Source organism: Tabrizicola caldifontis (genome assembly GCF_004762095.1).
Taxonomy (GTDB): Bacteria; Pseudomonadota; Alphaproteobacteria; order Rhodobacterales; family Rhodobacteraceae; genus Tabrizicola; species Tabrizicola caldifontis.
Genome location: NZ_SIJH01000013.1, coordinates 35,379 through 60,997 on the forward strand (window position 1 = coordinate 35,379; position 25,619 = coordinate 60,997).

The 25,619-nt window shown below is 65.8% G+C and carries 24 protein-coding genes; 12 read left to right on the forward strand and 12 right to left on the reverse strand.

The genetic code is table 11. From position 1 onward, the window contains the following. Positions 1-2 precede the first annotated feature (2 nt). Positions 3-842: a metalloregulator ArsR/SmtB family transcription factor gene (locus EYB42_RS12140; RefSeq protein WP_135450383.1), complete on the reverse strand. Its 840-nt coding sequence runs from the start codon at positions 840-842 to the stop codon at positions 3-5. Between the two features lie 257 nt (positions 843-1,099). On the opposite strand from EYB42_RS12140, the gene EYB42_RS12145 reads away from it, so the two are divergent. From EYB42_RS12145 to EYB42_RS12160, 4 genes are all read left to right on the forward strand, one after another. Continuing rightward, on the forward strand, positions 1,100-1,639 hold the full coding sequence (locus EYB42_RS12145) for a hypothetical protein (RefSeq protein WP_135450384.1): 540 nt from the start codon (positions 1,100-1,102) through the stop codon (positions 1,637-1,639). Then, on the forward strand, positions 1,636-2,988 hold the full coding sequence (locus tag EYB42_RS12150) for a GAF domain-containing protein (protein ID WP_135450385.1): 1,353 nt from the start codon (positions 1,636-1,638) through the stop codon (positions 2,986-2,988). Before EYB42_RS12145 ends, EYB42_RS12150 begins: the two co-directional genes overlap by 4 nt. Before the next feature lie 225 nt (positions 2,989-3,213). Further along, complete coding sequence (locus EYB42_RS12155) at positions 3,214-4,569, forward strand: FAD-binding oxidoreductase (protein ID WP_167851009.1); 1,356 nt, start codon at positions 3,214-3,216, stop codon at positions 4,567-4,569. A gap of 44 nt (positions 4,570-4,613) precedes the next feature. Continuing rightward, positions 4,614-5,111 (forward strand): c-type cytochrome, encoded by a 498-nt coding sequence (locus tag EYB42_RS12160; RefSeq protein ID WP_167851010.1) that lies wholly within the window; start codon positions 4,614-4,616, stop codon positions 5,109-5,111. Between the two features lie 68 nt (positions 5,112-5,179). On the opposite strand, the gene EYB42_RS12165 is transcribed toward EYB42_RS12160, so the two are convergent. Together EYB42_RS12165 and EYB42_RS12170 are read right to left on the reverse strand one after the other, a co-directional pair. After that, entirely contained in the window at positions 5,180-5,611 is a 432-nt protein-coding gene (locus EYB42_RS12165) for a hypothetical protein (RefSeq protein WP_167851011.1), read from the reverse strand. Positions 5,612-5,878: 267 nt separating this feature from the next. Then, complete coding sequence (locus EYB42_RS12170; RefSeq protein ID WP_205909985.1) at positions 5,879-7,270, reverse strand: hypothetical protein; 1,392 nt, start codon at positions 7,268-7,270, stop codon at positions 5,879-5,881. Positions 7,271-7,378: 108 nt separating this feature from the next. Here EYB42_RS12170 and EYB42_RS12175 point away from each other — a divergent pair, with 108 nt between their 5' ends. Next, the gene (locus EYB42_RS12175) at positions 7,379-8,419 is read left to right on the forward strand and encodes a GlxA family transcriptional regulator (protein ID WP_135450390.1); all 1,041 of its coding nucleotides are present in this window, start codon (positions 7,379-7,381) and stop codon (positions 8,417-8,419) included. Between the two features lie 53 nt (positions 8,420-8,472). On the opposite strand, the gene lhpI is transcribed toward EYB42_RS12175, so the two are convergent. From lhpI to EYB42_RS12210, 7 genes are all read right to left on the reverse strand, one after another. After that, positions 8,473-10,149 (reverse strand): cis-3-hydroxy-L-proline dehydratase, encoded by a 1,677-nt coding sequence (gene lhpI, locus EYB42_RS12180; protein ID WP_135450391.1) that lies wholly within the window; start codon positions 10,147-10,149, stop codon positions 8,473-8,475. After that, positions 10,146-11,147 (reverse strand): 4-hydroxyproline epimerase, encoded by a 1,002-nt coding sequence (locus EYB42_RS12185; protein ID WP_135450392.1) that lies wholly within the window; start codon positions 11,145-11,147, stop codon positions 10,146-10,148. Before EYB42_RS12185 ends, lhpI begins: the two co-directional genes overlap by 4 nt. Positions 11,148-11,153: 6 nt before the next feature. Continuing rightward, positions 11,154-12,398 carry an NAD(P)/FAD-dependent oxidoreductase gene (locus tag EYB42_RS12190; RefSeq protein WP_135450393.1) on the reverse strand — a complete coding sequence of 415 codons (1,245 nt, stop codon included), beginning with the start codon at positions 12,396-12,398 and terminating at the stop codon, positions 11,154-11,156. Between the two features lie 7 nt (positions 12,399-12,405). Further along, on the reverse strand, positions 12,406-13,128 hold the full coding sequence (locus tag EYB42_RS12195) for an amino acid ABC transporter ATP-binding protein (RefSeq protein ID WP_135450394.1): 723 nt from the start codon (positions 13,126-13,128) through the stop codon (positions 12,406-12,408). Next, complete coding sequence (locus tag EYB42_RS12200; RefSeq protein ID WP_135450395.1) at positions 13,121-13,774, reverse strand: amino acid ABC transporter permease; 654 nt, start codon at positions 13,772-13,774, stop codon at positions 13,121-13,123. Before EYB42_RS12200 ends, EYB42_RS12195 begins: the two co-directional genes overlap by 8 nt. Positions 13,775-13,784: 10 nt before the next feature. Beyond that, positions 13,785-14,450: an amino acid ABC transporter permease gene (locus tag EYB42_RS12205; RefSeq protein WP_135450396.1), complete on the reverse strand. Its 666-nt coding sequence runs from the start codon at positions 14,448-14,450 to the stop codon at positions 13,785-13,787. Between the two features lie 71 nt (positions 14,451-14,521). After that, positions 14,522-15,331: an ABC transporter substrate-binding protein gene (locus EYB42_RS12210; protein WP_135450397.1), complete on the reverse strand. Its 810-nt coding sequence runs from the start codon at positions 15,329-15,331 to the stop codon at positions 14,522-14,524. A gap of 261 nt (positions 15,332-15,592) precedes the next feature. Between EYB42_RS12210 and EYB42_RS12215 the strand changes: the two genes are divergently transcribed. Next, positions 15,593-16,621: an Ldh family oxidoreductase gene (locus EYB42_RS12215; RefSeq protein WP_135450398.1), complete on the forward strand. Its 1,029-nt coding sequence runs from the start codon at positions 15,593-15,595 to the stop codon at positions 16,619-16,621. Positions 16,622-16,627: 6 nt separating this feature from the next. On the opposite strand, the gene EYB42_RS12220 is transcribed toward EYB42_RS12215, so the two are convergent. Then, a complete protein-coding gene (locus EYB42_RS12220) occupies positions 16,628-17,590 on the reverse strand; it encodes a dihydrodipicolinate synthase family protein (RefSeq protein WP_135450399.1) in 963 nt (320 codons plus the stop codon). Between the two features lie 110 nt (positions 17,591-17,700). Then, positions 17,701-18,405 (reverse strand): GntR family transcriptional regulator, encoded by a 705-nt coding sequence (locus tag EYB42_RS12225; RefSeq protein WP_135450400.1) that lies wholly within the window; start codon positions 18,403-18,405, stop codon positions 17,701-17,703. A 250-nt stretch (positions 18,406-18,655) separates the two neighbouring features. On the opposite strand from EYB42_RS12225, the gene EYB42_RS12230 reads away from it, so the two are divergent. From EYB42_RS12230 to EYB42_RS12255, 6 genes are all read left to right on the forward strand, one after another. Next, positions 18,656-19,354, forward strand: coding sequence for a glutamine amidotransferase-related protein (locus tag EYB42_RS12230; RefSeq protein ID WP_135450401.1), 699 nt, complete (start codon positions 18,656-18,658; stop codon positions 19,352-19,354). Then, entirely contained in the window at positions 19,351-20,232 is an 882-nt protein-coding gene (locus EYB42_RS12235) for a DMT family transporter (protein ID WP_135450402.1), read from the forward strand. Before EYB42_RS12230 ends, EYB42_RS12235 begins: the two co-directional genes overlap by 4 nt. Next, positions 20,232-20,828: an NAD(P)H-dependent oxidoreductase gene (locus EYB42_RS12240; protein WP_135450403.1), complete on the forward strand. Its 597-nt coding sequence runs from the start codon at positions 20,232-20,234 to the stop codon at positions 20,826-20,828. Before EYB42_RS12235 ends, EYB42_RS12240 begins: the two co-directional genes overlap by 1 nt. Before the next feature lie 9 nt (positions 20,829-20,837). Beyond that, positions 20,838-21,617, forward strand: coding sequence for a creatininase family protein (locus tag EYB42_RS12245; RefSeq protein WP_135450404.1), 780 nt, complete (start codon positions 20,838-20,840; stop codon positions 21,615-21,617). 591 nt (positions 21,618-22,208) lie between these two features. Next, entirely contained in the window at positions 22,209-23,615 is a 1,407-nt protein-coding gene (locus tag EYB42_RS12250; protein ID WP_135450405.1) for an FAD-binding oxidoreductase, read from the forward strand. Positions 23,616-23,662: 47 nt separating this feature from the next. Beyond that, positions 23,663-25,309: an ABC transporter substrate-binding protein gene (locus tag EYB42_RS12255; RefSeq protein ID WP_135450406.1), complete on the forward strand. Its 1,647-nt coding sequence runs from the start codon at positions 23,663-23,665 to the stop codon at positions 25,307-25,309. Positions 25,310-25,619: the final 310 nt, after the last annotated feature.

The following is a 25,619-nucleotide window of genomic DNA, read 5'->3' on the forward strand; positions in this document are numbered from 1 at the left end:
GCTCAGGCCTTCGCTTCGGTGTCGGCGCCGATGGCGTCCACGCGGGCCTGCAGCGACAGGCGGCTCAGGCTCTCGAACGGCAGTTCGACGAAGGCCGCGATCCGGCGGCGCAGGGCGGCATAGGTCTGGGCAAACACCAGCGCCTTTTCCGCATCGGTCCCGGTCGCCTTCACCGGGTCGGGCAGACCCCAGTGGCCGGTGATCGGCTGTCCCGGCCAGGGCGGGCATTCCTCGGCCGCCGCCGTGTCGCAGACGGTGAAGACAAAATCCATCACGATGGAATCGGGCTTCTGGAACTCCGAAATGTGCTTGGACCGCAGGCCTTTCACGTCATGGCCATTGCGGCGCAGCACATCCAGCGCGAAAGGGTTCAGTTCGGTTCCCGGCCGCGTTCCGGCCGAAAAGGCCTGAAACCTGCCCTTGCCCAGATCGCGCAGAAGCGCCTCGGCGAAGATCGACCGGGCCGAGTTGCCCGAGCAGATGAAGAGTACGTCGAAATCGGTGTCACGCATGGCGGGATCCTTCTGCTCGGGGAAAAGAGGGGAAATGAGGTCGGGCCGGCCGCGGCCCACATCCAGCGCGAGATAGCCGATCAGGCCCTCGGTCGCGTCCAGATCGACCGCGTAGTAAAGGGAACGGCCGTGCCGGGTGACGCTGACCAGGCCCGAGGCAGTCAGGTCCGCAAGGTGATGGGAAAGAGTGTTCTGCTTAAGGTCCAGCGCCTCGGCAATCTCTGTCGGGCGCACTCCTTTCGGAGCAAAGCGCATGAGCAGGCGAAATACGGTCAGCCGACCGGGATGGCCGAGCGTGGCGAAGGCCTGGGCAGCGCGATTCAGTTCCATGTTTCCCGAATGCAGGAAACTAAAGCCCGCGTCCAGTGAAGGTTTCATGACGGTCGGGCCTTGCGATATGGGCTCGGCTGCAGAATGGCAGCACAGCCGCATGCCTCGTCGCGCGGGAACGGGTGCGGAATTCCGCGATTGCCAGCACCCTCCCGCTGCGCCTATGCTGTCGCCCATGATGCCGAGTCGCCGTTCGCAACCCCGCATCGCGGGGATTCTGCCACTGCCGGTCCCCTTGAACAATCGCCATCTCCGGCATGACAGCGCAAGGATATGCCACACCGACCGACGACCAGGCGACCTGGCGCGACGCAAGTCCGCCACCCGGCCGACTGCCGCCGCACATGGTAGCGTTCCTTCAGGGCGGGGTGGCCGCGATCCTCGGGGTTCGGGGTGTTGATGGCCGGCCGCTTGTCGGTTCCGCAACGGCCTGCCGTGTGCACGAGGCGACGGTGGTCCGGCTGTTTCTTGACCGTGCGCGAAACGCCCCGCTGCTTCAGGCGATCCGGGCCGGCAGCGCGATAGCCGCGACCTTTTCCAGCGCGCGCGACCACCGGTCGATCCAGCTCAAGGCCCCATCCGCGCTGGTCGGCGACCCCGAGCCGGAAGATCTTCCCGAAATCACCCGTCAATGCGTCATCCTGTCGGATGAACTGATGGATCTGGGATATACGCGGGCACAGGCGCTGGCCTATGTGGCCTTCGACCCCGCCTGCCTTGCGGTGGTCGAGTTCCAGCCAGATCGCGTGTTCACCCAGACCCCGGGCCCCGGCGCCGGGGCAGAGTTGCGGCGATGACTGTCTGCGGCCTTCGGGCCCTGCGCGGCGCAATGGAGGGGATCGCAGCTTCGCTGCTGTCCACCTGCGACGCCGACGGGCGGCCCAATGTCTCGATGATCAGCCAGGTCCACTGGGTGGATGATGACCATGTGGCGCTGTCGTGGCAGTTCTTCAACAAGACCCGGGCCAATCTCCTGGCCACCGGCAAGGCCTGCGTCGAGATCTTCGACCCCCGCACACATGCCCGCTATCGTCTGCATCTCGACCATGTGGAGACCCGCACCGAAGGACCGCTTTACGAAATGATGAAGGCGCGCCTTGCCGGCATCGCCTCGCATCACGGGCTGGAGGGGGTGTTCCGTCTGCTGGGGGCCGACATCTTTCGCGTGGTGGGGGTCGAGCAGCTCACAGCTCCGGTGGTAGCGCGGCAGGACGACCGCCCGCCGCTTCTGTCGGCCGTGCGCAGCTGCATCGACGATCTGGCGCGCTGCCGCGACTTCGACGATCTGGCCGATGCGCTGCTGGACGGGGTGGTAAGGCATCTGCGCATTCCCCATGCCATCCTGCTGATGGCCGAAGGCGACGGCCGGCTGTTTGCCATCGGATCGCGCGGCTATCCATCGTCAGGCGTCGGGGCCGAGATACTGCCGGGCGAGGGCGTGATCGGTGTGGCTGCACGCGAAGCTGTGCCCATCCGCATCGGCCACCTCAGCGCCGACTACCGCTATGGTGCGGCGCTGGGCGCGGCGGCTCGACAGGCCGGGCTTGTCGCCAGAGAACCGCACGGTGTGCCCTTCCCTGGCCTAGGCGATCCGCACAGTCAGATCGCGGTGCCCATCCTGTCGGCGGGCAGGGTGCTGGGTGTGCTGTTCTGCGAAGCACGCGAAATCATGCGCTTCGATCATGAGCACGAGGATGCGCTGATGCTGCTGGCCGGCTATCTGGGTGCGCTTGCCACCCTGCTTGGCGAGGATGAGCCACGGCCTGCCGACACATCCGGGCTGCCGGCCGACCCCCCTGCGGGCCTTGTGACCGTGCGGCACTTCGCTCGCGACGACAGCGTGTTCCTGGACGGCGACTACCTGATCAAGGGCGTTGCCGGTGCGATCCTGTGGCGCCTGCTGCGGCAAAATGCAGAGTCAGGCCGCACGGACTTCTCTACCCGCGAACTGCGGCTTGACCGGACCCTGCGCCTGCCCGCCCACGCCGAAAATCTGGATGCCCGGCTGGTGCTGCTGCGGCGGCGGCTGGACGAAAGGGGGGCCTGCCTCAGGATCGAGAAGACCGGTCGGGGCCGGTTCCGCCTGATCGCGGCCTGCGGGATCCGCCTGAAGGAAATGGGCGAGGCCGCTACGCCGGCCGGCTGACCGTTCAAGGCGCTTAGCATTCTTTTACGGATTCCTGCCGGGAGACTTAGCAAGCGTCCGGCCCCTGCTTCGCCTATGACACCCGCCAGGCGAAAGCCGGTTCGGTCAGCCCGGTTGGCTGCAATCCCTTTCCGGTCATCGCCACCACAAACCAGACAAGGACCGGTGCTGCTTGCGCCGGTCGCAACAGCAATCGGGCAGGCCTTTGCCCGGAACAGGAACGACATGAACGCCGAAATTCTCAGGCGCCGGGTCTCCGGCGCCGTCATCACTGCCTTGGAACCAGCCTTCGGCGCGTATCACGACGCACTGGTCTGGAACGGTCGCAAGCCGGCGCACCGGGCCGGACTCATCGTTCGCGCCGCATCGGTCGCCGACGTGCAGGAGGCGGTCCGCTTTGCCGCTGCCAACGGGCTTACCGTGTCGCCGCGCGGGGGCGGCCATCACTTCACCGGGGTTGCGACGCGGGCCGACATGGTGATCGACCTCGGCGCACTGAATGGCCTGCGGATCGACGCAACGGCCCGAAAGGCGCGGGCGGAACCTGGCGTCACCAACCTTCAGATGGCCACGGCTCTAGATCGGAAGGGCTTGGCCTTTCCGCTTGGCCATTGCGGCAGCGTACCGATGAGCGGCTATCTTCTGGGCGGCGGCGTCGGCTGGAACGGTGGCGCCTGGGGTATGGCCTGCGGTCTGGTGACTTCAGCCGAAGTCGTTCTGGCGGATGGCCGCCTTGTTACTGTCTCGGCAACCGAGAACCCCGAGATCTTCTGGGCCGTGCGGGGCGCAGGCCCGGGCTTCTTCGGGATCGTCACCGCATGGCATCTGGACCTGAAGCTTGCGCCCGCCGTGATCGAGACGGTGGTGCGGGTCTATCCCGGCAAGATGGCAGACGAGGTTGCCTCCTGGGCAGAAACGGTGATGGCCAAGGCCCCCGCCGCGGTCGAGTTTACCGCAAAGGTGGCGGCAGGGCCAGCTGGCCCGATCATCGCCGTGATCGCCACAGTGTTTGCCGACAGCGCCGAGGCCGCGCGTATGGTGCATGCGGACCTTGCCCTGGGCGCACCCCCGGCGCTGGACCAGATCGGTCCGATGCAGTCGCCGCTTGCGGGCCTGTATATGGCGACCGATCCGTCTGTGCCGGCCGGTCGGCGCTATCGTGCGGATTCGGTCTGGTCGGATGGTTCGCTGGGCCAGATTCTGGGCCATGTGGTGGAAGGGATGGCCCGTGCGCCTTCGGCGGAAACCTTCGCGGTCCTCACCCTGGCTCCGAACGCCGTTCCCCTGCCGGCAGATGCCGCCTTTTCTTGCGGCGGACGCATTTTCGGCGCCATTTACGCGCTGTGGGCCGACGCGGCCGAGGATCCGCGCAACTCGGCCTGGCTGCACGGGCTGATCGCCGAGATCGCGCCGCTTGCAACGGGTGCCTACGTCGGGCTGTGCGACCTTGACCGTCCGGGCGGCCATCTGCCCACGCATTCCGAAGCGGTGTCGCTTCGCCTTGCCGCCCTGAGCAGACGGTTCGACCCCGCCGGGGTGTTTGCATCCGCACCGGCGGCTGTCGCTCAGGCCGCCGAATGATGCCCGCATCGACATGGGGTGAACCCCCGGAAAGGAAGATCAGGATGAAATCCCTTGCATTCCCGATGGTATTCGGCCTCGCCTTTACCACCCCGGCCCTGTCGGCGGACCCGGACGCAGAGCAGATCGCGCGCGGGGCATACCTGGCCACGATCATGGACTGCGCCGGGTGCCATTTGCCACGGGGCGCCGACGGCGCCCCGATCATCGAGGCAGGCCTGTCGGGCGGCACCATAGGCTTCGAGATCCCCGGCCTCGGCATCTTCTGGCCGCCCAACCTGACGCCCGACGCATCCGGGCTGGGCGGCTGGAGCGATGCCGAAATCGCTGCGGCGATCATCGGTGGCACCGCACGGGACGGGCGCATGCTGGCCCCGGTCATGCCGTCGCCTTCTTATGCCGCCCTTGCACCTGAGGATCTAAACGCGCTGATCGCCTGGCTGCGCGCACAGCCGCCCGTCGAGGCACCACGCTTCGGACCGGTCGCTGCGGCCGACGATGCCCTGGCGCCCTTCTACCGGGTGACACTGCCGCCGCAGTGAAGCCTGTCGGCCGCCCCGCTGCGCCATGCTGCCGGGGCCGCCGCCAACCGATCGTGCTGGCGCAGTCTTCAGCCTCTGCTGACCCGTGCGATCATCAATGCCGACATCACGGCGGTGCCCGCAGCAAGACCGACCCACAGGCCGGAAATGCAAAGGTCGGCCCCGTCCGCCAGCCGCAGGCCAAGGGGGGGCGCCCAGGGCCCGGTAGCCTGCAAGCGTAAACACCATGGGTACACCCGCGTGTCCTTGTGCCCGCGCAGAAGGCCTGCGGCGACCGAACCCGGGTTTGCCAGGGCCTCGGTCAGGCCAAGCATTGCCAACGTACCGACGACCAGCAAGGCGGCAGCGGCTCCAACAGGGTCGGCCTGAAACATCCGGCCTGTCAGCGGCGCGGCCATCAGGACCAGGATCAGGCAGACCGCCGATGATGCCTGCGGCGAGGTAGAACAGGCGCGACTGAAAGTCGCTGCCGACCGCGACAGCGGCCAGCGTCCCCGCACCGAAGGCAGCCGAGACCACGAGCGTGTCGGTGACGCTCGTGGCCATATTGACCAGCGCGATGCCCATGATGGGAAGGGCAAGACGGGTCAGCGCGCGGGCTTCGGCAAGGGTTTGTCGGAAACGCTCGGTCGCGGGTGGCTCCGGTGCGGCCGCTGCAAGAGTGATGCCGGTCATGGGAACTGTCCCTGAAAAGGTGCGGGTTGCCGCGTCACGGGCAACCCGGTTGCGGGCGGGCAGGGGGTGCATGCCCGTCACATCGGGGAAGCTCAGCCCCAGTTGCGGTCGTGTTCGGCATGGGTGCGCAGATAGCCGCCGGGACCGAAGTGCCGGTCGTAGAAGGCCAGGTCCAGCCGGTGCGCCTGAAGATACATCTTGGCATAGACAGGCGGCACCGTGGCCGGAAAGCGCCCGAAGGTGCCGAGAACATAGTCGGCCATGATCGTGGCGATCTCGATCGCCTCGGCGTCGATCGGGGCGGCGGCCGACCGGACGGAGGCATTGTCCCGATACGGCCCGCCCTGAGCTGGGTCGAACGGCCCGCCCGCGCCGAACTTGCGCCGCACCACCGATTCCACAGCGGCGCGCATGTCGGCATGGTGCGGGGGCACATGCGCCTCGAACACGCCCGGCAGGCCGGTGACATGTGGCAGCGGATTGCCCTCCAGCATCTCGAACCGGAAGCCGAGGCCCGGCACGGCCGGATCTCCGCTCGCCCCCAGCACAGCGAATGGGTTGAGGCCGGAGTACATCCAGCCCCCCAGCCCCAATGCCTGTAGCATCAGCGCTCCGGAGTAGCAGGCCGTCCCCATCTCGACCGAGACATCGGTCATCGCATCCTGCTCGACGAAGGTCATCGGATAAGCCGCCGCGAGGTCGATCCGGTGGGCGAAGCGTTCCAGCCCCGGGATCTGGCGGTCGTTGATATCGTCGTAGATCCCGGTCCCGTTCTGCACGAGGTAGAGCAGCATCAGGATGACATGCTGGGCGAGGTCTGCCACCGGCCAGATCAGGGTCGAGCCGGGAACGTTCGCGCACCACCTGTTGTGCCCCTCCATGTAGGGCATCTCGGCGGGCAGGTTCAGCCGACCGTCAGCAAGCTTTACGATCCGCGCGCGATGGGCCTTGACCCAGGCATGCAGGTCGCGATTCCCGGTTTCGGGCACCGGTGTCATGTCCCGCGTGGGCAGGAAATAGACGCCGGTATCGTCGGTGAAGAAGAACTCCGTCGTGTGAAAGCCGGCCGCCGAAGGGAAACTGCGCCCACCCGCCGCAGTGGTGTAGTTGGGCAGCTGCCCGGCATAGGCCGGGTGATGGGCAAAGAGATTCGCCCAGCCGGTATTGCCCGCGATCGTGGCGATCAGCAGCATTTGTTCAACCGGATCGAGCGGTTGCGGTGGCTCGGCAGAGGCAAAGGCCAGCGGGCCGGTCGGGATTGTCGCGCCCCGGGCAAAGCGGCGCGAGCGGCGGCCTTGGATCGCCTCGATCAGCGGGAAGGTGGCGGCCTGCACGACGCCGCGCGGCAGGGGAGAGAAAGAATCGAGCATGAGTCTGCCTTTCGTTGCAATGTCTTCGCCCCGGGCGATTCCGAGGCCGGCGAGCAGGGTTCCGGCGCCGATCAGTGTCGTGCCCAAAAGCCATCTGCGGGTGACGTGGGACATGGGAGCCTCCGATGCGGGGCCATCCCGCGCCGGGCAGATGCCACGCGCTGCATCGGCGGCGTGAGGCACAGACTCGACGGAATCGGTCCGAATGTGCCATCATTGACCATGGCTACGCCTTGTTCGCCGCGCCGGATTTCCGTCTGCCTCGTTGCCGTTCCCGAGATCTCCTCGGGCGTGCTGCACGGGTTGCTCGAGGTGTTCAGCTTCGTCGGCAGCGGGTGGGAGGCGCTGACCGGTTGGAGCGCGGGCCCCTGCCGTTTCACCCCGCGAGTCGTCGCGGCAGGCCGCGAGCCGTTCCGCAATTCCATCGGCGTGGCGATCCTGCCCGACCTGTCATTCGCCGAGGCAAAGCGCGCCGATATCGTGATCGTGAGTGATCTGGCCATCGGCTATGACGAAGACCCACGCGGCCGCTGGCCCGAGGCCGTGGCTTGGCTGCGCGAACAGCAGGCGCAGGGCGCGCTGATCTGTTCGGTCTGCACCGGCTCGGTCATGCTGGCCGAGGCGGGTATCCTCGACGGGCAGCAGGCGACTTGCCACTGGGCAGTGGTGGACATGCTGCGCGACCATTACCCCGCAGTGCGGCTGCACCCCGAGCGGGTGCTGGTGCCGACAGGCAACGAACACCGGCTGGTCACGGCGGGGGCCTCAGCCTCTTGGACCGACCTCGCTCTCTATCTCGTGGCGCGTTTCTGCGGCGAGGAGGAGGCGCGACGCACGGCCAAGCTGTTCCTGTTCGGTGACCGAAGCGACGGCCAGTTGCCTTTCGCCGCCCGCGTTCGTCCGCGCCAGCACAATGATGCCGCCATAACCGCCGCGCAGGACTGGATCGCGCTGAATTACGCCGCGCCCAACCCCGTTGCAGGAATGACCGCCGCGTCGGGGCTGACAGATCGGACATTCAAGCGCCGCTTCGAGGCCGCGACCGGCTATGCGCCGCTTGATTACGTGCTGTCCTTGCGCATCGAGGAGGCCAAGCAGATGCTGGAAACTTCCGACGATCCCATCGAAGCCGTTGCAGCCGAGGTGGGCTATGCCGAGCCCGCCGCCTTCCGCCGCGTCTTCAAGCGATCGACGGGCATCGCGCCAGCACAGTACCGGCAGAAGTTCCGCTGGGTGGTCGAGGCCCGACCCCGCGCTGGCTGAACCCGCAGCTCGGCCCCCCCCGGCCGCCAACCGGTCGCGTCGGGCCGTGCCTTTCAGGAAAGCCACGATGGCAGGGTTCGGGGGGCCTTTCCACTGACGGCGGCATCGGTGCAGGCGACAAGCCCGCCAAAGCGCACTGCCCGGCCCGAGAGACCGGGGCCATAGTGGGCATACTTGCCGGAATTGGTCATCAGGGCGCGGGTGCCCGGCGGGAAGACCGGCTCGGAGATCGAGCACCAGCATAGGTCGGGCAGCACCTGAACGCCGGCGCGTGCAAGCCGGTCCAGCGTGCCTTCGGCCCGTGCCTGGGCCACCACCGCGCGGCCCGCCGTGACGATGGTCGGCACCGCCACCTTCCGACCCGCAAGTGCATCGGCCAGCGCCCGGCATTCGAGGATCGAGGCATGCGGGCTGCCGATGGCAACCAGTTCCACCATCTCTGGTCCCTCGTTCAGGGTGTTCCATCCTGCCACCATGTCGGCGCGCGTGATCCGGGCGTGATCGGCATCCGGTGCGATGCGGTGGGCTTCGGGTGTAACGCCTTCCACATGCAGCATCGGCGCGGCAGACGTGGTGCCGAAGGCGGCGCACAGGGCCTTGAGGTCTTCCGCTGTGGGCGCTGCCGCCGACAGCCCGCGCAAGAGCGGGATGCGGTCGGGTGCGGCCTTGCCTGCCAGCCAGCCGATCAGCGGCCAGAACGCATCGTCAAAGCCTTCCGGAAGGTCGATGTCGATGATGCGCGTGGCTTGGCGGTTCTCGTCCAGATAGACACCCGACAGAGGTGCCCGGCCGGTCATCGCGGTGCAAAGGTCCAGGAAATCCGGGTGTTTTGCTGTCCGTGCCCCAAGGACGCTGTTGGCATAGATCACCGCGTTTGATTCCGACCAGGCGATGGCCTCGCCTTCAGTGGGCGCCGAATCCAGCAGATAGGGCGAACAGGTGAAGGTCGGCTGGCAACCCATCCGCACATAGGCATCCGCCAGCCTTTGCGCCGGGCCGCCGAAGGTTGGTGGCACGCCCTGTGCGCGCCAGTTCGCGTGATCGACCGAGATTGCGTTCATCGTGGTGGGGATGCGCACCTTCGCCCCCATGTTGGCCATCTTCTCGGCAAATGTCAGGTTGGCGGGGCTGGCGTAGATGCAGCCATCGATGTGGCCCTGCGTCACGTCGATCAGCCGTGTCGCCCCCTGATTGACCGCCATGTGGCAGAGAATGCGCATGGCCTGCGCCGTGGCCTCGCCTTCCTCGCCGGACAGCATCGCCCTGTCGTGGTCGGTCAGTTCAAGCGCGCCGGTCGTGGGTGGGGCGATGGGGATGGACAGGGTGTCCGACACGATCGCAGTGTCGGTGATGCGGGCCGATCCCGCCTGCGCGAGACGGGCGTGTGCCTGTTGTGAAAGGCGCAGGACGGGCAGGGGATGCCCGAACATCTCGGCCGCGATCATCGCGCCAAGGGTCACCACATCCTCCGGCTCGCAAAAGACCAGCGCCGCGGGGGCGTGCCCGTTCAGAGCCATGTCCAGCAGAACACCCGACCCTGTGCAGGATCCGCGCGTGCCGGGCATCACCAGGATGCGGCCCGCCATGTTCTGCCCGGCCAGCGGGTGATGCACGTCGATCACCCGCCCCGTGGCCGGGTCGACCCCGCCCCAGAAGCTGAGCGGTTCGGTGGTTGCAAGGATCCGGCCTTCGGCCTGACCGGAAAGAATGAAGCGCGCGTCCTGAGTCATTTGACGACAAATCCATGGGCAAAGGGGTCGCGGTCGTCGATGAAGATGGTGTTGTAGCCGGTCATCCGCGCCCATCCCGCGACCGAGGGGATGATCGCGTCGCGGCCCGCAACCTGTGTTGCGGCCTCGACCCGGCCCTTGAAGATCGAGCCGATGACGGATTCGTGGTGGAAGTCGTCGCCGACCTTCAGCTTCCCCTTGGCCGCAAGCTGCGCCATGCGGGCCGAGGTGCCGGTGCCGCAAGGGCTGCGGTCGATGGCCTTGTCGCCGTAGAAGACGGCGTTGCGGGCATGGGCGCCCGGCACGGTGGCCTTGCCGGTCCAAAGGATGTGGCTAAGGCCGGTGATCGCCGGATGTTCGGGGTGGGTGAAGTCGTATTTCGCGTTCAGCGCCGCGCGCAGTTTCGGGGACCATCCGATCAGCTCTCCGGCTGTGTGGTCGGCCATGTCGCGGAAGTTCTTCTGCGGCTCTACTATGGCATAGAAGTTGCCGCCATAGGCGACATCCACCACGATCTCGCCCAGGCCATCCACCTCGGCCGTCAAACCCTCGGCATACAGGAAGGCGGGGACGTTGGTCAGCCGTACTTCCTCGACGAAGCGGCCCTCTTGTCGGTATTCGATGTCCACCTTGCCGGCAGGCGCGTCGATCGACAGGCGACCGGGGGTGCGCGGGATGATCAGGCCATTCTCGATCCCCATGGTGATCGTGCCGATGGTACCATGGCCGCACATCGGCAGGCAGCCAGAGGTTTCGATGAACAACACCGCCACGTCGCAGTCGGGCCGGGTGGGCGGGTAAAGGATCGCACCCGACATCATGTCGTGGCCGCGGGGTTCGAACATCAGGCCGGTGCGGATCCAGTCGAACTCGCGCAGGAAATGGGCGCGGCGTTCCAGCATGGTCGCGCCTTCAAGCCGGGGGCCGCCGCCCGACACAAGGCGGACCGGATTGCCGCAGGTGTGTCCGTCGATGCAGGAAAAGGTATGCGTTGCCATGGGGCCTCAGAAGCGTTGTGGCGAGAATGGGGTCAGGTCGATGGGCGGCGTAGCGCCGGTGATCAGATCGGCGACCAGCCGGGCGGTGGCGGCGGATTGGGTCAGGCCGAGATGGCCGTGGCCGAAAGCATAGGTCACGCGCGGCGTCGCGCGGGCCTTGCCTATTGCGGGCAGGGTGTCGGGCAGCGACGGACGGAAGCCCATCCATTGCCGCCCACCCGTGGCCTTCAGCCCCGGCAGGAAGGCCTGCGCCTTCTTCAGCATCGCCTCGGCCCTGCGAAAGTTCGGTGGCAGCTTCAACCCGCCCAGTTCCACCGCCCCGCCGACGCGGATGCCGCTGGTCAGACGGGTGACGACAAAGCCATGACCGCCGAAGGTGACCTGCGTTCGCAGGTCGAAGGCGTCGGCCGGCAGCGTGGTATTGTAACCGCGTTCGGTCTCCAGCGGGATGCGGTCGCCAAGGCCGCGCGCAAGGTAATGCGAACGCGCGCCTGCCGCCAGAACCACCTGCCCGGCAGAAAGACTGTCGCCACCGGCCAGGGCCACGGACACCGCCTCGGCCGAGGGGCGCAGCGCAACAACCTCTCCCTTGGCCAGCGTGCCCCCGTTTGACCGGAAGCGCTCGGCCAGAGCCAGAGTAAAGTCCTTCGGATCGGTGACCGATTGCCAGCCCGGCGTGAAGGTGCCGCGCACGAAGCGGGGCGAGAGGCCGGGTTGCAGGGTCTCCATCTCGGCTCGAGCCATGTGGACGACCTCGATCCCGTGTTCTTCGCGCACCTTCCAGCCGGGCAGGGCCGCGCGGAATTCGGCCTCGGATTCGTAGACCTGAAGGTTGCCTTCCTTGCGCAGCATCGGAAGGGTGCCGGTCGCGGTCAGGAAGGGTTCCAGCTCGGCGCGGGCCAGATCCATCAGCGCGGTCTGCGCGACGGTGGACCGCTGCACCTGGGCCGGGGAACAGGCCCGCCAGAAGCGCAGCATCCAGGGCATGATGCGCAGCGCATAGGCGGGCGGAACCGTCAGCGGCCCCAGAGGATCCAACAGCCATTTCGGCGCCTTGCGCAGCAGGCCAGGCGAGGCGAGCGGCAGGATGTCGGAAAAGGCCAGGGCGCCTGCATTGCCGGCCGATGCCCCGGCTGCAGGGCCTTCACGATCCACGACCGTCACGGACAGGCCGCGCATCTGCAGCGCAAGCGCCGCAGACAGGCCGACGACGCCGGCGCCGACGACGATCACCTCGGGTTTGGGGGGCATGACGGGCCTAATGCGTGGCGGCGAGGAACTTCTGCAGTTCGGGATCCTTCGGTGCACCGAACAGCTCTTCCGGCGGTGCGATCTCGGCCATCACGCCCTTGTGGAAGAAGGCAACGCGGTCCGACACTTCACGCGCAAACTTCATTTCGTGCGTGACGCAGATCATCGTCATGCCTTCGGATGCCAGCATCCGCAGTGTATCCAGCACCTCGCCCACCAGCTGCGGGTCAAGGGCCGAGGTCACCTCGTCTAACAGCATGTAGTCCGGCGACATCGCCAGCGCGCGGGCGATCGCCATGCGCTGCTGCTGGCCGCCCGACAGTTTCGATGGATAGACCTTAAGCTTGTCGCCAAGGCCGACATGATTCAGCTGGCGGACCGCCTCGGCTTCGGCCTCGGCCTTCGAGCGTTTCAGCACCTTGACCTGCGCCAGCATCACGTTTTCAAGCACCGTCAGGTGCGGGAAGGCGTTCCACTGCTGGAAGACGATGCCGATCTTCTGGCGTAGCTTGTTCAGGTCCGTCGTCCTTGCGTGGACCTCGATCCCGTCCACCAGGATGCGGCCGGAATCGATGGGCTCCAGCCCGTTGATGCAGGTCAGAAGCGTCGATTTGCCCGAGCCCGAGCCGCCGATCACCGTCAGCACCTCGCCCTTGGCCACGGTCAGGTTGATGCCTTTCAGAACCTCGAGCGGGCCGAAGGATTTGCGGACATTCTCGATTTCAATCATTGGACCACCGTTTTTCCAGATAGCTGCCGAACCGCGCGATCGGGAAGGAGATGAGGAAGTAGAACAGCCCGCAGATCATCAGCAGGAAAAGGGGTTCCTGCAGGCGGGTGATCAGGATCTGGGTGGATTTCAGCAGTTCCACCACCTGCACGATGTAGACAAGCGCTGAATCCTTCATCACCCCAAGGGCCAGACCGATCCAGGACGGCAGCGCCACGCGGGTGGCCAGCGGCAGGACGATCGAGGTCATGTCCTGGCCCCAGGTCATCCCCAGCGACCGCGCCGCGCGCCGCAGCGTCTGCGGCACCGCCTCGATCCCGCCGCGCACGATTTCCGCGCAATAGGCGGCAGTGTAAAGCGAGAGGACGCCACAGGCCACCGCAAAGCCCGACACGCGGAAGCCAAGCACCGTGGTCACGAACGCATTGGCCAGCACCAGCTGGATGAGCAGCGGGATCGACCGGAAGATGTCGAGCACGAAAGTCAGCGGCGCGGCCCACCAGGGGCCGATCTGGTAGCGGATCACGCCGAAGATGATCCCGAGGATCGTGCCGAAGAAGACCGAGATCGCGGTGACGATCAGTGTCATCCCGGCCCCTTTGGCCAGGAAGATCAGGTCGTTGGTGGTGAGGGCGGTATCGAACATCTGCGCCCCCTCAATACCGGAACAGCCGGGCCGCAAGCAGCCGGGCGGACAGGGTGATCACCTTGGTGATGACGTAGAAGATCACGGCGGCGATGGCGAACAGTTCGAACGTGCGGAAGGTCCGGGCGTTCAGATCGCTGGTCACGCCGTAAAGGTCGGTGTTCATGGCCACGACCGCGCCCAGCGAGGTCATCAGGATGGCCCAGACCATCTGGTTCGTCATCGGCAGGAAAGAGATCCGCAGCATCTGCGGCAGGATCACGCTCTGGAACGCCTGAATCGAGGACATGCCCAGCGACCGCGCGGCGCGGGTCTGCGTATCGGGGATGGCCTTCAGCGCGCCGCGGAAGTTTTCGGTCAGGTAGCCCGCGTTGTTGAAGGCGATCCCGATCAGCAGCGACAGGTAGGGCGACAGATGCACGCCGAAGCCGCCCAGGCCGAAATGCACCATGTAGATCTGGAACAGGGCCGGGGTGTTGCGGGCGATTTCCACCCAGGTCGCGGAAATGGCGGAAAGGATGCGGTTCCCGGACAGACGGAACAGGGTCAGCACGATGGCGACGCTGATGCCGATGACCATCGACAGGATCGCGATCTCCATCGTCACCAGCGCGCCCTGCAGCATGTCGGGCAGCGAGTTCAGCGCCTGGTTCCAGCGAAAGTTGTAGTTGAACATGGCTGCCCCGGAAGGATGCAGGAACGGACGAAGCGGGGGACTGGCCCCCGCGTCGCCTCAGGTCGTTCGGATCAGCGGTAGACGCCTTCCACGATCAGGCTGGCGGGCTCGCCGTCTCCGACCCACTTCTTGTACAGTTCGGCATAGCGGCCGGTGCGGACCTGTTGGTTGATGAACAGGTTCATGTAGTTGATCAGACCGTATTCTTCGCGCAGGGTGATCAGGGCGACATAGTCGGGCACCATCGGCGCCTTGTCGACAATCTTGATGCCCGGGAAGTTGCCCGACTTGACGTTGGCTTCCGAAACTTCGACGGTAGCCACGGTGGCATCAAGCTGCCCCTGGCTCAGCGCCAGGAAGACGTCCGCCTGGGTCTGATAGGGCCGGAACTCGCCCACGCCCCATTCCTTGACCTTGCCTTCCAGCCAGATCGCCTCATAGGTGCCGGCGGTGGCGCCCACGACCTTGCCCTTCATGTCCTCCCAGGTCGCCATCTCGACCTTCTCGTTGGCCACGACGGCGTTCTCGAACGAATAGTAGGGAATGGTGAAGCCCACGGTCTTGGCACGCTCCAGCGTGTCCGAGGTCGAGGCGACCGCCACATCCACACGGCCCGACATCAGCGAGGGGATGCGTTCGGGGAAGGTGGTCTCGACGATCTCGGCCTTCACACCCAGCGCAGCAGCCAGGTCGTTGCAGTAATCGACGTCGAATCCGATCGGGTTGTTGTTTTCGTCGCGCGATCCCATCGGCGGGAAGTCCAGAACCACGGCGCAACGCAGCGTGCCCGAGGCGATGATGTCATCCAGCTTGTCGGCCTGGGCCGGCATGGCGACGGCGGAGACAGCCAGAAGGCTGAAGGCAAAAAACGAGGTTTTCACATCTCTCTCCCTGAAGGTTTTGGGGGCACGAGTCACCCGTAGCGGACTATCCCATCAGCAGAGGGACAAAGCAATTGCTAAATACAATCAGTATACAGTTAGTATCCAAGTTTGCCGCCCTTCGCACCGGGCTTCCTGTATTCGGGTTCGCGATTGCTGGTGGAGGGCAGAAACCGGATCTGCTCTGCCTGCCTTTTGCATACTTGTTGTGTGCAGATTAGCTGGATAGGCTGCATCTCGAACCGTCAGGAGACCGCGACCATGCAGCACATCATGTCCATACCGGCGCTTCGGGACAGGATAGATGCGATACTGAGGCGCGCAGGCATGAACGACATCCAGGCCCGGGCGCTGGCCACCGTCATCGCGGCAGGAGAGCGGGATGCCTGCAAGTCGCACGGCATCTACCGCATCGAGGGCGTCCTGCGCACCCTGAAAGCTGGCAAAGTGAACGGCAACGCCCATCCGATGCTGCACCCCGGCGAGGGTCCCATAGTCCGGGTCGATGCCTGCGGCGGTTTTTCCAGCCCTGCATTCGAGATGGGTCTGCCGCTCCTGGTCGATCGTGCGCGCCGCCTGGGGCTGGCTGCGATGGTCGTGAACGACTGCACGCATTTCTCGGCCCTCTGGCCCGAGGTCGAAGCGGTGACCGAACACGGCCTTGCGGCGCTGGTCATGTGCCCAAGCTATGCCTCGGTTGCCCCGGCAGGCGGCAACCGTCCGCTTCTGGGCACAAACCCCCTGGCCTTCGGCTGGCCCCGCCCGGATCGCGCCCCCTATGTCTTCGACTTTGCCACTTCGGTTGCAGCCCGCGGCGAAATCGAACTGCATCGCCGGGCGGGCAAACCCTTGCCCGAGGGCTGGGCGGTCGATGCCGAGGGTCGTCCAACAACCGATCCCGGCGCGGCCCTGGCGGGGGCGATGCTGCCCTTCGGCGGTCACAAGGGGTCGGCCATCGGCACGATGATCGAACTTCTGGCGGGCGCGATGATTGGCGACCTGACCAGCCCCGAGGCGCTGGCGCATCTGGGCACCACCACGCTGGCACCGATGCATGGCGAACTGGTGCTGGCATTTTCGCCGGAAGCCTTCGCCGCTGGCCGTCCGGGGAACCCCTTCGCCCGGGCCGAGGCTTTGTTCGATGCGATCACGGGGCAGGGGGCGCGGCTGCCTTCCGAACGCCGCTTCGCAGCGCGCGCGAAGGCCGAGGCCCGGGGGATCGAGCTGACCGAGGCCGAAGCCGCGCAGCTGCAACGGTTTCTCGACCTCGGTCTTGATGCGGTGGGTTGACCGGGATCAGACCTTGCAGCGCTGCACGGCTCCGGGAAGCTTGCTCCACTCGGCGTACCAAGTCTTGAACTGGTTGAACTGGGTCTCGGCCCAGGCGCGCTGACTGGGTGTCAGCTCGTCGGTCGGGTTGAAATGCAGCGTGTATTCCGCGTCACCCTGCAAGACCATCAGGTACTTGTAATAGAGCACCAGGTCATAGCCTTCGTCCCAGGACGACAATACCTCCAGCGCCTCGCCAAGTTCCTGCGCACGCTGGCGGGCGTCCAGGTCACCCTTGGCGGCCGCCTTCGCCAGTTCGACGAAATGCAGGATTTCCTTGGGGATGACGTTGCCGATCCCGGTGATCGTGCCGGTCGCGCCGCATTTGACATAGCCGTGGTAGACCCCGGTATCGACCCCCGCCATCAGGATCACGCTGTCGTCTGCGCTGGTGATGTGTTCCGCGGCGTAGGTCATTGCCTTCGCCCCGCCGAATTCCTTGAAGCCCACCAGGTTCGGATGTTCCGCGCGCAGGGCGAAGAACAGGTCGGCCCTGGTCTCGAACCCGTAGTAGGGGCTGTTGTAGATCACCGCGGGCAGGTCGGGCGCGGCGGAGAGGATGGCCTTGAAATGGTTGCGCTGGGCAATGGGAGAGCCGCCCCGTGACAAGACGCGAGGGATGACCATCAGCCCCGCTGCGCCCACCTTCTGCGCATGCGCCGCATGGGCAACGGCACTGGCCGAATTCACCGCCCCGGTGCCGACGATCACCTTAAGCCCTGCCTTGACCAGCCGTTCCACCCCTTCCATGCGCTCGGCGTCGGTCAGAAGCGGCCAGTCGCCCATCGACCCGCAGTAGACCACCGCCGACATCCCGGCTGCCACCAGCTCCTTCCCCTTGCGGACAAGCGCATCATAGTCGGGTTTGCGGTCGGCGGTGCAGGGCGTCATCAGGGCGGGAATGACGCCGGTGAAAATCGCGGTGTCCATCGGAAACTCCTCATCATCGGGGGTCGACGGGGCCGCGCAGGACAGGCGTTCCGTCGAATCTGCGGACAGCATACGCCTTGCATTTTATTTGTCGACAAGAATCGAGGCTGCTAGAGCGGCACGTCCTGACGCATGTCCCGCCCGAAGAACTGGCGGATCTGCCGCACGATCTGGTCGGCGTGCGCGCGCGCGAGGCGGTCGCACAGTTCGATATCCCGCGCAGCAATCGCGGCGATGATCGCGTTGTGTTCGTCGGAATATTCCTGCGGCAGGCGGTCGTTGAACGACTGGTAATAAAGCCGGAGGATGCGGCGGCCTTCGTCCAGAAGCCGCAGTGTCAGCGAGGTGAAATACGGGTTCCGTCCGGCCTCGGCGATGGCGGCGTGGAAGTCGCGGTTCACCGCGATCATGGCCAGCGGATCCTGTGCAGCCACGACCTGCGCATAGCGTTCCTGATGGGCGCGGATCACTTCCAGATCCTCGGGCCGGTGATATTGGGCGGCCAGTCTGGTCGTGACACGATACATCAGGGTGATGGCATCGAAGAAGGTGTGCAGCTTGGAAAAGTCGATGTTGGCCACGATCGCCGAACGGTTCGGCAGCGTCTCGACCAGGCCTTCGCCCGCCAGCCGCACCAGGGCCTCGCGTATCGGCGTGCGCGACATGCCGAAGCGTTCGGCAAGGTTGACCTCGTCGATCGGCCGTCCCGGGGGCAGTGTCAGTGTCAGGATCTCGTCCCGCAGCATTTCGTAGACTAGCTTGACCCCAGAGCCGCGTTTGCGTTCTGCAAGGGTTTCCTCGGATGTCTCGGCCATGTCCTGCCCCTTGGTCAGCACACACTCTGTCGACAATTCACCTACCGCGATGCAGGCCACGGATCAATGACTTCCGCCAAAGGGGCGGACACTGCGGTCCCTGCGGCTGTCGCAGGTGCAGGTTTCCTGCCGCGCGGCCGGCTTGCGGCAAAAAAAAGCGGTAGTCACGCCCCTGTTTTCCTTTTGCCAGGGCCGTGGGCGATCAGACTAATCTGGCCGCATGCCAGCCGCGTGCCACAGGGAGGGATTGATGCCCCGCAAGATTGTGCTTGTCCGCCACGGCGATGATCCGCCGGATGACCGGGTCGTCACCTTCGCCGTGGAAAACGGGTTCGAGCCGGTCTTCTCGCGACCCTTCAAGGGCGACATGCTGGGTCCACCCGGTCCGGATGTGGCAGGGTCGGTCGTCTATGGCGGGCCGTTCAACGTGTTCGAGGAAGACAAGCACTCCTTCCTGAACGACGAGGCCGCCTGGATCCGCGCCTGCATGGCGCAGGGCATCCCGCTTCTGGGGATCTGTCAGGGCGCCCAGCAGATCGCCCGTGTCCTTGGGGCCGAGGTCGGCCCCTACGATGATCCGGTGCACGAATTCGGCTACTATCCGATCTCGCCCACGCCCGAGGGCGTCGAGTTCCTTCCCCGAACCCTTTACATGACCCAGGCGCATTTTCACACCTTCGCCATCCCCGAGGGCGCGGTGCGGCTTGCCTCGAGCCCGCTTTATCCCAACCAGGCCTTCCGCTACGGCGACAGAACCTTCGGCGTCCAGTTCCATCCGGAATGCACCATCGAAGGCTTCCGTCGCTGGCAGTCGAATAGCTGGGCGCCCTATGGCCAGCCCGGCGCGCAGGACAAGGCAGAACAGGATGCGCTGATGGCAGCGCATGACGCCGCGCAGGCCGACTGGTTCTACGGCTTCCTGCGAAAGCTGTTCGGCACTGCCCCATGATGGCCCTGTCGCAGCGCAATCCGCAGGCGTTCGGGGTTCTCGTGACACTGGCCGGCGTGATGATCTTCGTCCCCGATGCGCTGCTGATGCGGCTGATCGGCGGCGACATGCTGGCGCTTGCGGTCTGGCGCGGGCTTCTGGCCGGGGGCGTCCTGATTCTGGGCAACCTGCTGCTGGCGCCGGCCACGCTGCCGCAAAGGGGCGAATGGTTCGATCGAAAGGGCCTTCTCATCATCGGGCTGAACGCGGCGGGGGTGCTGTCCTGGTGTTCTGCCATGCAATACACCTCGGCCGCGAACGCGCTGCTGGTGCTGGCGATTGCGCCGTTCCTGGCCGCCCTCCTGTCCTATGTCCTGCTGAAGGAACGGATCGACCGCGCCACGGGCCTGGCCATAGCGCTTGTGTTCGCGGGCGTGCTGATCATTGCATCGGGCAGCCTTGGCCACGGGCGTCTTCTGGGCGATGCCTTCGCGCTTCTGAACGCGTTCACGATCGCCGGCTACTACGTCACGCTTCGCACCACCGGCCGGCGCAACATGCTGCCGCATCTGGCGCTGGGGTCGACCCTGGGTGGGCTGCTTGCGTTGCCTGTCGCCGATTTCGAACCTGTGACCGGCACGCAGGCCCTGCTGATCCTGCTGTCCGGCGCCGTGATCCTGCCTGGGGCCGTCGGGCTTCTGATCCTCGGTCCCCGCTACCTGCCCGCGCCCGAAGTGACGATGATCACCCTGCTCGAGGTGATCCTGGGCCCGCTTCTCGTCTGGGCCGTGATCGGCGAGAACCCGGGCCAGTTGACCCTGATCGGCGGGGCGGTGATCGTGGCAACCGTCGTGCTGCACGCGATGCGCCGATTGAGCCTTGTCGAAAGCCCCGGCTGATGCGCCTTCTCTTTGTTCATGCCCACCCGGTGCCGGAAAGCTTCAACAGCGCGCTGTGCAAGGCGGCGGTCGATACCGCGCTTGCCAGAGGGCACGATGTCCGCCTGATCGACCTGCACGCCGAGGGCTTCGACCCGGTAATGTCCACAAAAGAACGCCGTCTTTACAACGAGGAAGGCCCGCCCCCGCCCGACCTTCGGCCCCATGTCGAGGCCCTGCAATGGGCCGAAGGACTGATCTTCGTCTATCCGACCTGGTGGTATTCGCAGCCTGCCATCCTGAAGGGCTGGATGGACCGGGTCTGGCGGCCCGGCATCACCTTCACTCTGCCCACCCCGACGCAGGCCATGCGGCCCGCGCTGACCAATGTGCGGCTGATTGGCGTGATCACCACCTTCGGTTCGCCCTGGTGGTTCTGGACCTTGCTGATCGGTGCTCCGGGGCGCAAGATCATGCTGCGCGGCCTGCGCTTCTGCACCCATCCGCGGACCAGAACCTTCTGGCTTGGTCTGCACGAGATGGACACCCAGACTGATGCGGCGCGGCGCCGTTATCTTGACCGGGTGCGCGCCCGGATTGCGCGCATACCGGTCTAGGGGGCAGGCATGGGCCACATCGGGCATTGGGCCGAGCTGACCGCCCCCGATTTCGTCGCGCTCGATCTTTCGCATGCGGTGGCGATCCTGCCCATCGGCGCGATCGAACAGCACGGGCCGCACCTGCCCATGTCGGTGGACCGCGATCTGACACTGGCGGTCCTGGCCCGCACCCTGCCGCTGATCCCGTCCGACCTGACGGTGCTGGCCTTGCCGGTGCAGGCCATCGGCAAGAGCACCGAACATCTGGCGTGGCCCGGCACGCTGTCGCTGTCGGCCGACACGCTGGTGCGGGTCATTCACGACATTGCAGCCTCGATCCGCCGGGCGGGCATCCTGCGGGTGATGCTTCTGAACGGTCATGGTGGCAACCGGGCGGTTCTGGAGCTGGCCTGTCGCGACCTGCGCGCCGAGCTGGGCCTTGTCACAGCCCATGTCGCCTGGGATGACCTGGCCGGGGCAGGGGCCATCGCCGGCGAAGACGAGGCGCGCAACGGCCTTCATGCCGGCGATGTCGAGACTTCGGCCATGCTGGCTGTGCATCCTGCGCTGGTCCGCATGGACCGGGCCGAGGATTTCGGCTCGGCCCATCGAAAATGGCAGGCGGCCCACCCGGATCTGGGCCTTGGCATGGCGCCGCTGCGCCCCGGCTGGCTGATGGGCGACCTTAACCCGAAAGGCGCCGTGGGCAATGCCGCCGCCGCCACGGCAGAAAAGGGCCAGAGGCTTCTGGACAATGCAGCCCGGAGCCTGGCCCGCCTGATCGCCGATTTCGCGCGGTTCTGCTAAGCCATGCCGACGCTCCATCGCAACATCGCCGCGCCGCACCGCGCAGCTGGCCGATGCACCCCGAGGGTTTCGGGGGCCGCATCGCCGGTCCGGGCGCGGGTAATCGCAAGGCTATGTGCGGCTGACTGCCGACTGACCTGGCCCGGCAAGCGGGTCATGCGCAGATCTTTCGGCTGATCAAGGCCGCAGCGACCGGCGTCAGGATCCGACTTGCCACTTGCTGTGTGACGGAACCCATCTTTCGGCCCGTCTGGCACGATCGGCTGCCAAGGCCGGCCGTCACCGTCCCTGCGCTGTGTTTCGGCCCCCCTTTGGCCGCAACCTGCCGCAGGTCACCACAGGTGTCGCACTCGGGATGTGGCTGCCTGATGGCGGGATTGCGCGACAGCCCAAAACCTGCCCTTGCCGATCCGAGCTGCACGGCCTTTCTTCCCGGTTCAACGCGCAGAAGGCCGAAGCCTCGCTTGCGCCTTGACTTCCTTCCGCCGGATGACGTGGAATCCATTCGGATCACGCCCCTGTTTTGCTTGCGTGAACGCTGCCACCGCGAGGCTTACGCTTTCGGGAACCGCCACACCCTGGACGTCCCGCATGAGCAGCATCTCCGGCAAGACCACGACCGACTGGGCCGCCTTCGCAGCCGCCCTTGCCCCGGTCGAGGTGATCGACGAGCCGGTCCTGGTCAGAAAGCGCAGCCGTGACTTCTTCTGGTATTCCCCGATCCTGGATCGACGCCTGAAGGCCTGCTTCGGCGATCTTGTTGCCCGACCGAAATCCCCCGCCGAGATGGCGCGCTGTCTCTCCCTCGCGGCGCGTCACCGCGTCCCCGTGACGCTGCGCGGCGGGGGGACAGGCAACTACGGTCAGTCGGTGCCGATGGAAGGTGGCCTGATCATCGACACCACCGCCATGGGCGAGATCCTGGAAATCGGCCCGGATTTCGTCCGCGTCCAGGCCGGCTGCAACATCGCGAAGCTGAACCAAGCGCTGAAGGAAAAGGGCCGCGAACTGCCGATCTTCCCCTCGACCCAGGACATCGCCACCATCGGCGGCTTCATCTCGGGCGGGTCGGCGGGCATCGGCACCGTGAGCCACGGCATGTTGCGCGACGCCGGCAACATCCTGGAAATCCGTGCGCTTTCGGCCGAGGATCCCCCGCGCGAGGTGGTGTTCTCGGGTGAGGGGATCAACATGATCCACCACGCCTGGGGCATCAACGGCGTGATAACCGAACTGGCCCTGCGGACCGTCCCGACAGAGGACTGGATCGGCTGCATCGTCACCTTCGATGACTACCTCGTTTGCCATGCAGCCGCCATCGACCTGGCCCTGTCGGAAACGATCCGCCGCAAGCTCTGTTCAACGCTGGACGCCCGCATCGGCACCTATTTCGATCGCCTGAAAGGGATCGTCCCCGAGGGTCACGCCATGCTGGTCACCCTGATCCCCCGCGATCAGATGGGTGATTTCCGTGCACTGGTCGCCCGCCACGGGGGGCATGTCGCCCTGGCCATGGACGAGGCCGAGCGGACCGCGCGCAAGCTGCCGCATGTGTTCGAGTTCTCGTATAACCACACCACCCTGCAGGCCCTGAAATCCGATCGCAGCGTGACCTACCTTCAGGTTCTGTTTCCTGCACCGGTGAATGTTGCCAAGGTGGCCGAACTGCGGGCGGTGCTTGGCGATGACGTCTACATGCACCACGAATTTGCCCGCATGGGCGGCGACGTCGTTTCCTTCGACCTGCCTCTGGTGAAATACACCACCGATGAACGGCTGTATCAGATCATGGCCCTCTATCAGGCCCATGGCTGCCCCGTCTCGGACCCCCATTCCTGCATCATCGAGGATGGCGGCATGAAGAAGGCCGATTACCGCCATCTGGCCTGGAAAAAGCGGATGGACCCGCTTGGCCTGCTGAACTCGCCGAAATCCCGCGAATGGGCGCGCGTGCGCGACCTGTCGCCCGAAGCCATCGAAGCCCTGCACCAGACCTGACCCGGACAAGGCGGCGCACCCGCCGGACCCCCAGCAAGGAGAACGCCATGATCTTTTCGAACCGCCGCGGAAGACCCCTTCCCGATCATCTCGTCCGGGCCGCTAGGACTGTCGGCAAGGACGCCATCAGCCGCCGCGAATTCCTGGCTACGGCAAGCGCCTTCGGCGCGACGACCGCCACCGCCTATGCCATGCTTGGACTCGCCAGCCCGGTGCGCGCCGAAGGAACGCCGGTCAAGGGCGGAACCCTGCGTGTCGGCATGCAGGTGATGGATCTGAAGGATCCGCGCATGGCCGACTGGTCGCAGATCGCCAACCTCGAGCGCCAGTTCCTGGAGCCCCTGGTCAAGTACACCTCGGACTTCACCTTCGAGGGCCGCCTTCTGGAAAGCTGGGAGGTGAACGACGATGCCACGCACTATGTCCTGCATGTGCGGCCCGGCGTCACCTGGACGAACGGCGACACGCTTAACGCCGATGACGTGATCTTCAACATTCGCCGCTGGTGCGAGAAATCGGTGCCCGGCAATTCGATGGCTTCGCGCTTCGGGGTCCTGATCGACGACGCGACCGGCCGGGCCCGCGAGGGCGCGATCGTCAAGCTGGACGACATGACGGTCGAACTGAACCTTTCGGCCCCCGACATCACCATCATCCCCAGCATGTCGGACTATCCGGCGCTGATCGTGCATCGCAGCTTCGATGAGACGGGCGCAAATCTTGCGGCCAATCCGATCGGGACCGGGCCCTTCGAACTGGAAAGCCATGCTGTCGCCGGAAAGGCCCGGTTCGTCCGCCGAACCAACGGCGCCTGGTGGGCCGGTGAAGTGCACCTCGACGCGGTCGAGTTCATTGACCTGGGCAACGATCCGGCGGTCGAGGTGAATGCCTGGGGCAGCGATCTGATCGACATGAACCAGCAATCCAGCGAGAATTTCGTCGATCTGCTCGATTCCCTTGGCCTTGTGCGTCACGAGATTGCCACCGCCAATACCGTCGTGGCGCGGATGAACGTCAAGCAGGAGCCCTTCACTGACGTTCGGGTTCGGCAGGCGATCCAGGCGGCTGTCGACAATGCCAAGGTGCTTGAACTGGGCATCTCGGGTCGTGGAACGGTGGCCGAGAACCACCATGTCAGCCCGATCCACCCGGAATATGCCGAACTGCCCAAGCAGGTCCGCGATGCCGCCAAGGCCGTGGCCCTGCTGACCGAGGCCGGCCATATCGACACCGAGTTCGAGCTGATCTCGGTCGATCAGGATTACATGCAGGCATCCTGCGACGCCATTGCCGCGCAGATCAGCGATGCCGGAATCAAGATCAAACGCACGGTGATGCCGGGTGGAACGTTCTGGAACGACTGGACGAAATATCCCTTCTCGATGACCAACTGGAACATGCGGCCCCTTGGGGTGCAGGTTCTGGCCCTGGCCTACCGTTCGGGCGAGCCGTGGAACGAAAGCGCCTATTCGAACCCTGAGTTCGACTCCAGGCTGCAGAAAGCCCTCGCAACCGCGGATGTCGAGGCACGCCGCGCGATCATGGCCGAACTGGAAGCGATCCTGCAAGGTGACGGCGTGATCATTCAGCCCTTCTGGCAGAACACTTATGCCCACAGCAGCCCCAGGGTGAAGGGCTACCGCATTCACCAGACCAGCGAGCTGGATCTGGGCGGGATCTGGCTGGAGGGCTGATCATCACACCCGCACCGCAGGGGAGGGGCCGGGAAACCGGCCCCTTTCTGTTTCCGCGCGGGCGCGCCAAGTGAAACTGTGGCATTCCGCCGCCCTCGGTCTTTTCCCTAAGGCCCGGCGCTTGCAGCGTACCCCGTCCGGGAATGGTGCCGGCGGGCCTTTGCGATCTTCCGAACCGGGCAGGCGGACGCCACGCGGCAACGGTCGCCCCCGATCTAGGTGCGCCTAATCCACCCGGCGATCATCAGCCGTGACGAGATGCGCCCCGCTTCCACGCCCGACCCGAACCACTTTCTTCCCTTTCCGCCAT

Coding starts and splice junctions, on each gene's coding strand:
- EYB42_RS12140 (WP_135450383.1), bottom strand. CDS start 842: ATGGAACTGAATCGCGCTGCCCAGGCCTTCGCCACGCTCGGCCATCCC.
- EYB42_RS12145 (WP_135450384.1), top strand. CDS start 1,100: ATGACAGCGCAAGGATATGCCACACCGACCGACGACCAGGCGACCTGG.
- EYB42_RS12150 (WP_135450385.1), top strand. CDS start 1,636: ATGACTGTCTGCGGCCTTCGGGCCCTGCGCGGCGCAATGGAGGGGATC.
- EYB42_RS12155 (WP_167851009.1), top strand. CDS start 3,214: ATGAACGCCGAAATTCTCAGGCGCCGGGTCTCCGGCGCCGTCATCACT.
- EYB42_RS12160 (WP_167851010.1), top strand. CDS start 4,614: ATGAAATCCCTTGCATTCCCGATGGTATTCGGCCTCGCCTTTACCACC.
- EYB42_RS12170 (WP_205909985.1), bottom strand. CDS start 7,270: ATGTCCCACGTCACCCGCAGATGGCTTTTGGGCACGACACTGATCGGC.
- EYB42_RS12175 (WP_135450390.1), top strand. CDS start 7,379: ATGGCTACGCCTTGTTCGCCGCGCCGGATTTCCGTCTGCCTCGTTGCC.
- lhpI (WP_135450391.1), bottom strand. CDS start 10,149: ATGACTCAGGACGCGCGCTTCATTCTTTCCGGTCAGGCCGAAGGCCGG.
- EYB42_RS12185 (WP_135450392.1), bottom strand. CDS start 11,147: ATGGCAACGCATACCTTTTCCTGCATCGACGGACACACCTGCGGCAAT.
- EYB42_RS12190 (WP_135450393.1), bottom strand. CDS start 12,398: ATGCCCCCCAAACCCGAGGTGATCGTCGTCGGCGCCGGCGTCGTCGGC.
- EYB42_RS12195 (WP_135450394.1), bottom strand. CDS start 13,128: ATGATTGAAATCGAGAATGTCCGCAAATCCTTCGGCCCGCTCGAGGTT.
- EYB42_RS12200 (WP_135450395.1), bottom strand. CDS start 13,774: ATGTTCGATACCGCCCTCACCACCAACGACCTGATCTTCCTGGCCAAA.
- EYB42_RS12205 (WP_135450396.1), bottom strand. CDS start 14,450: ATGTTCAACTACAACTTTCGCTGGAACCAGGCGCTGAACTCGCTGCCC.
- EYB42_RS12215 (WP_135450398.1), top strand. CDS start 15,593: ATGCAGCACATCATGTCCATACCGGCGCTTCGGGACAGGATAGATGCG.
- EYB42_RS12220 (WP_135450399.1), bottom strand. CDS start 17,590: ATGGACACCGCGATTTTCACCGGCGTCATTCCCGCCCTGATGACGCCC.
- EYB42_RS12225 (WP_135450400.1), bottom strand. CDS start 18,405: ATGGCCGAGACATCCGAGGAAACCCTTGCAGAACGCAAACGCGGCTCT.
- EYB42_RS12230 (WP_135450401.1), top strand. CDS start 18,656: ATGCCCCGCAAGATTGTGCTTGTCCGCCACGGCGATGATCCGCCGGAT.
- EYB42_RS12235 (WP_135450402.1), top strand. CDS start 19,351: ATGATGGCCCTGTCGCAGCGCAATCCGCAGGCGTTCGGGGTTCTCGTG.
- EYB42_RS12240 (WP_135450403.1), top strand. CDS start 20,232: ATGCGCCTTCTCTTTGTTCATGCCCACCCGGTGCCGGAAAGCTTCAAC.
- EYB42_RS12245 (WP_135450404.1), top strand. CDS start 20,838: ATGGGCCACATCGGGCATTGGGCCGAGCTGACCGCCCCCGATTTCGTC.
- EYB42_RS12250 (WP_135450405.1), top strand. CDS start 22,209: ATGAGCAGCATCTCCGGCAAGACCACGACCGACTGGGCCGCCTTCGCA.
- EYB42_RS12255 (WP_135450406.1), top strand. CDS start 23,663: ATGATCTTTTCGAACCGCCGCGGAAGACCCCTTCCCGATCATCTCGTC.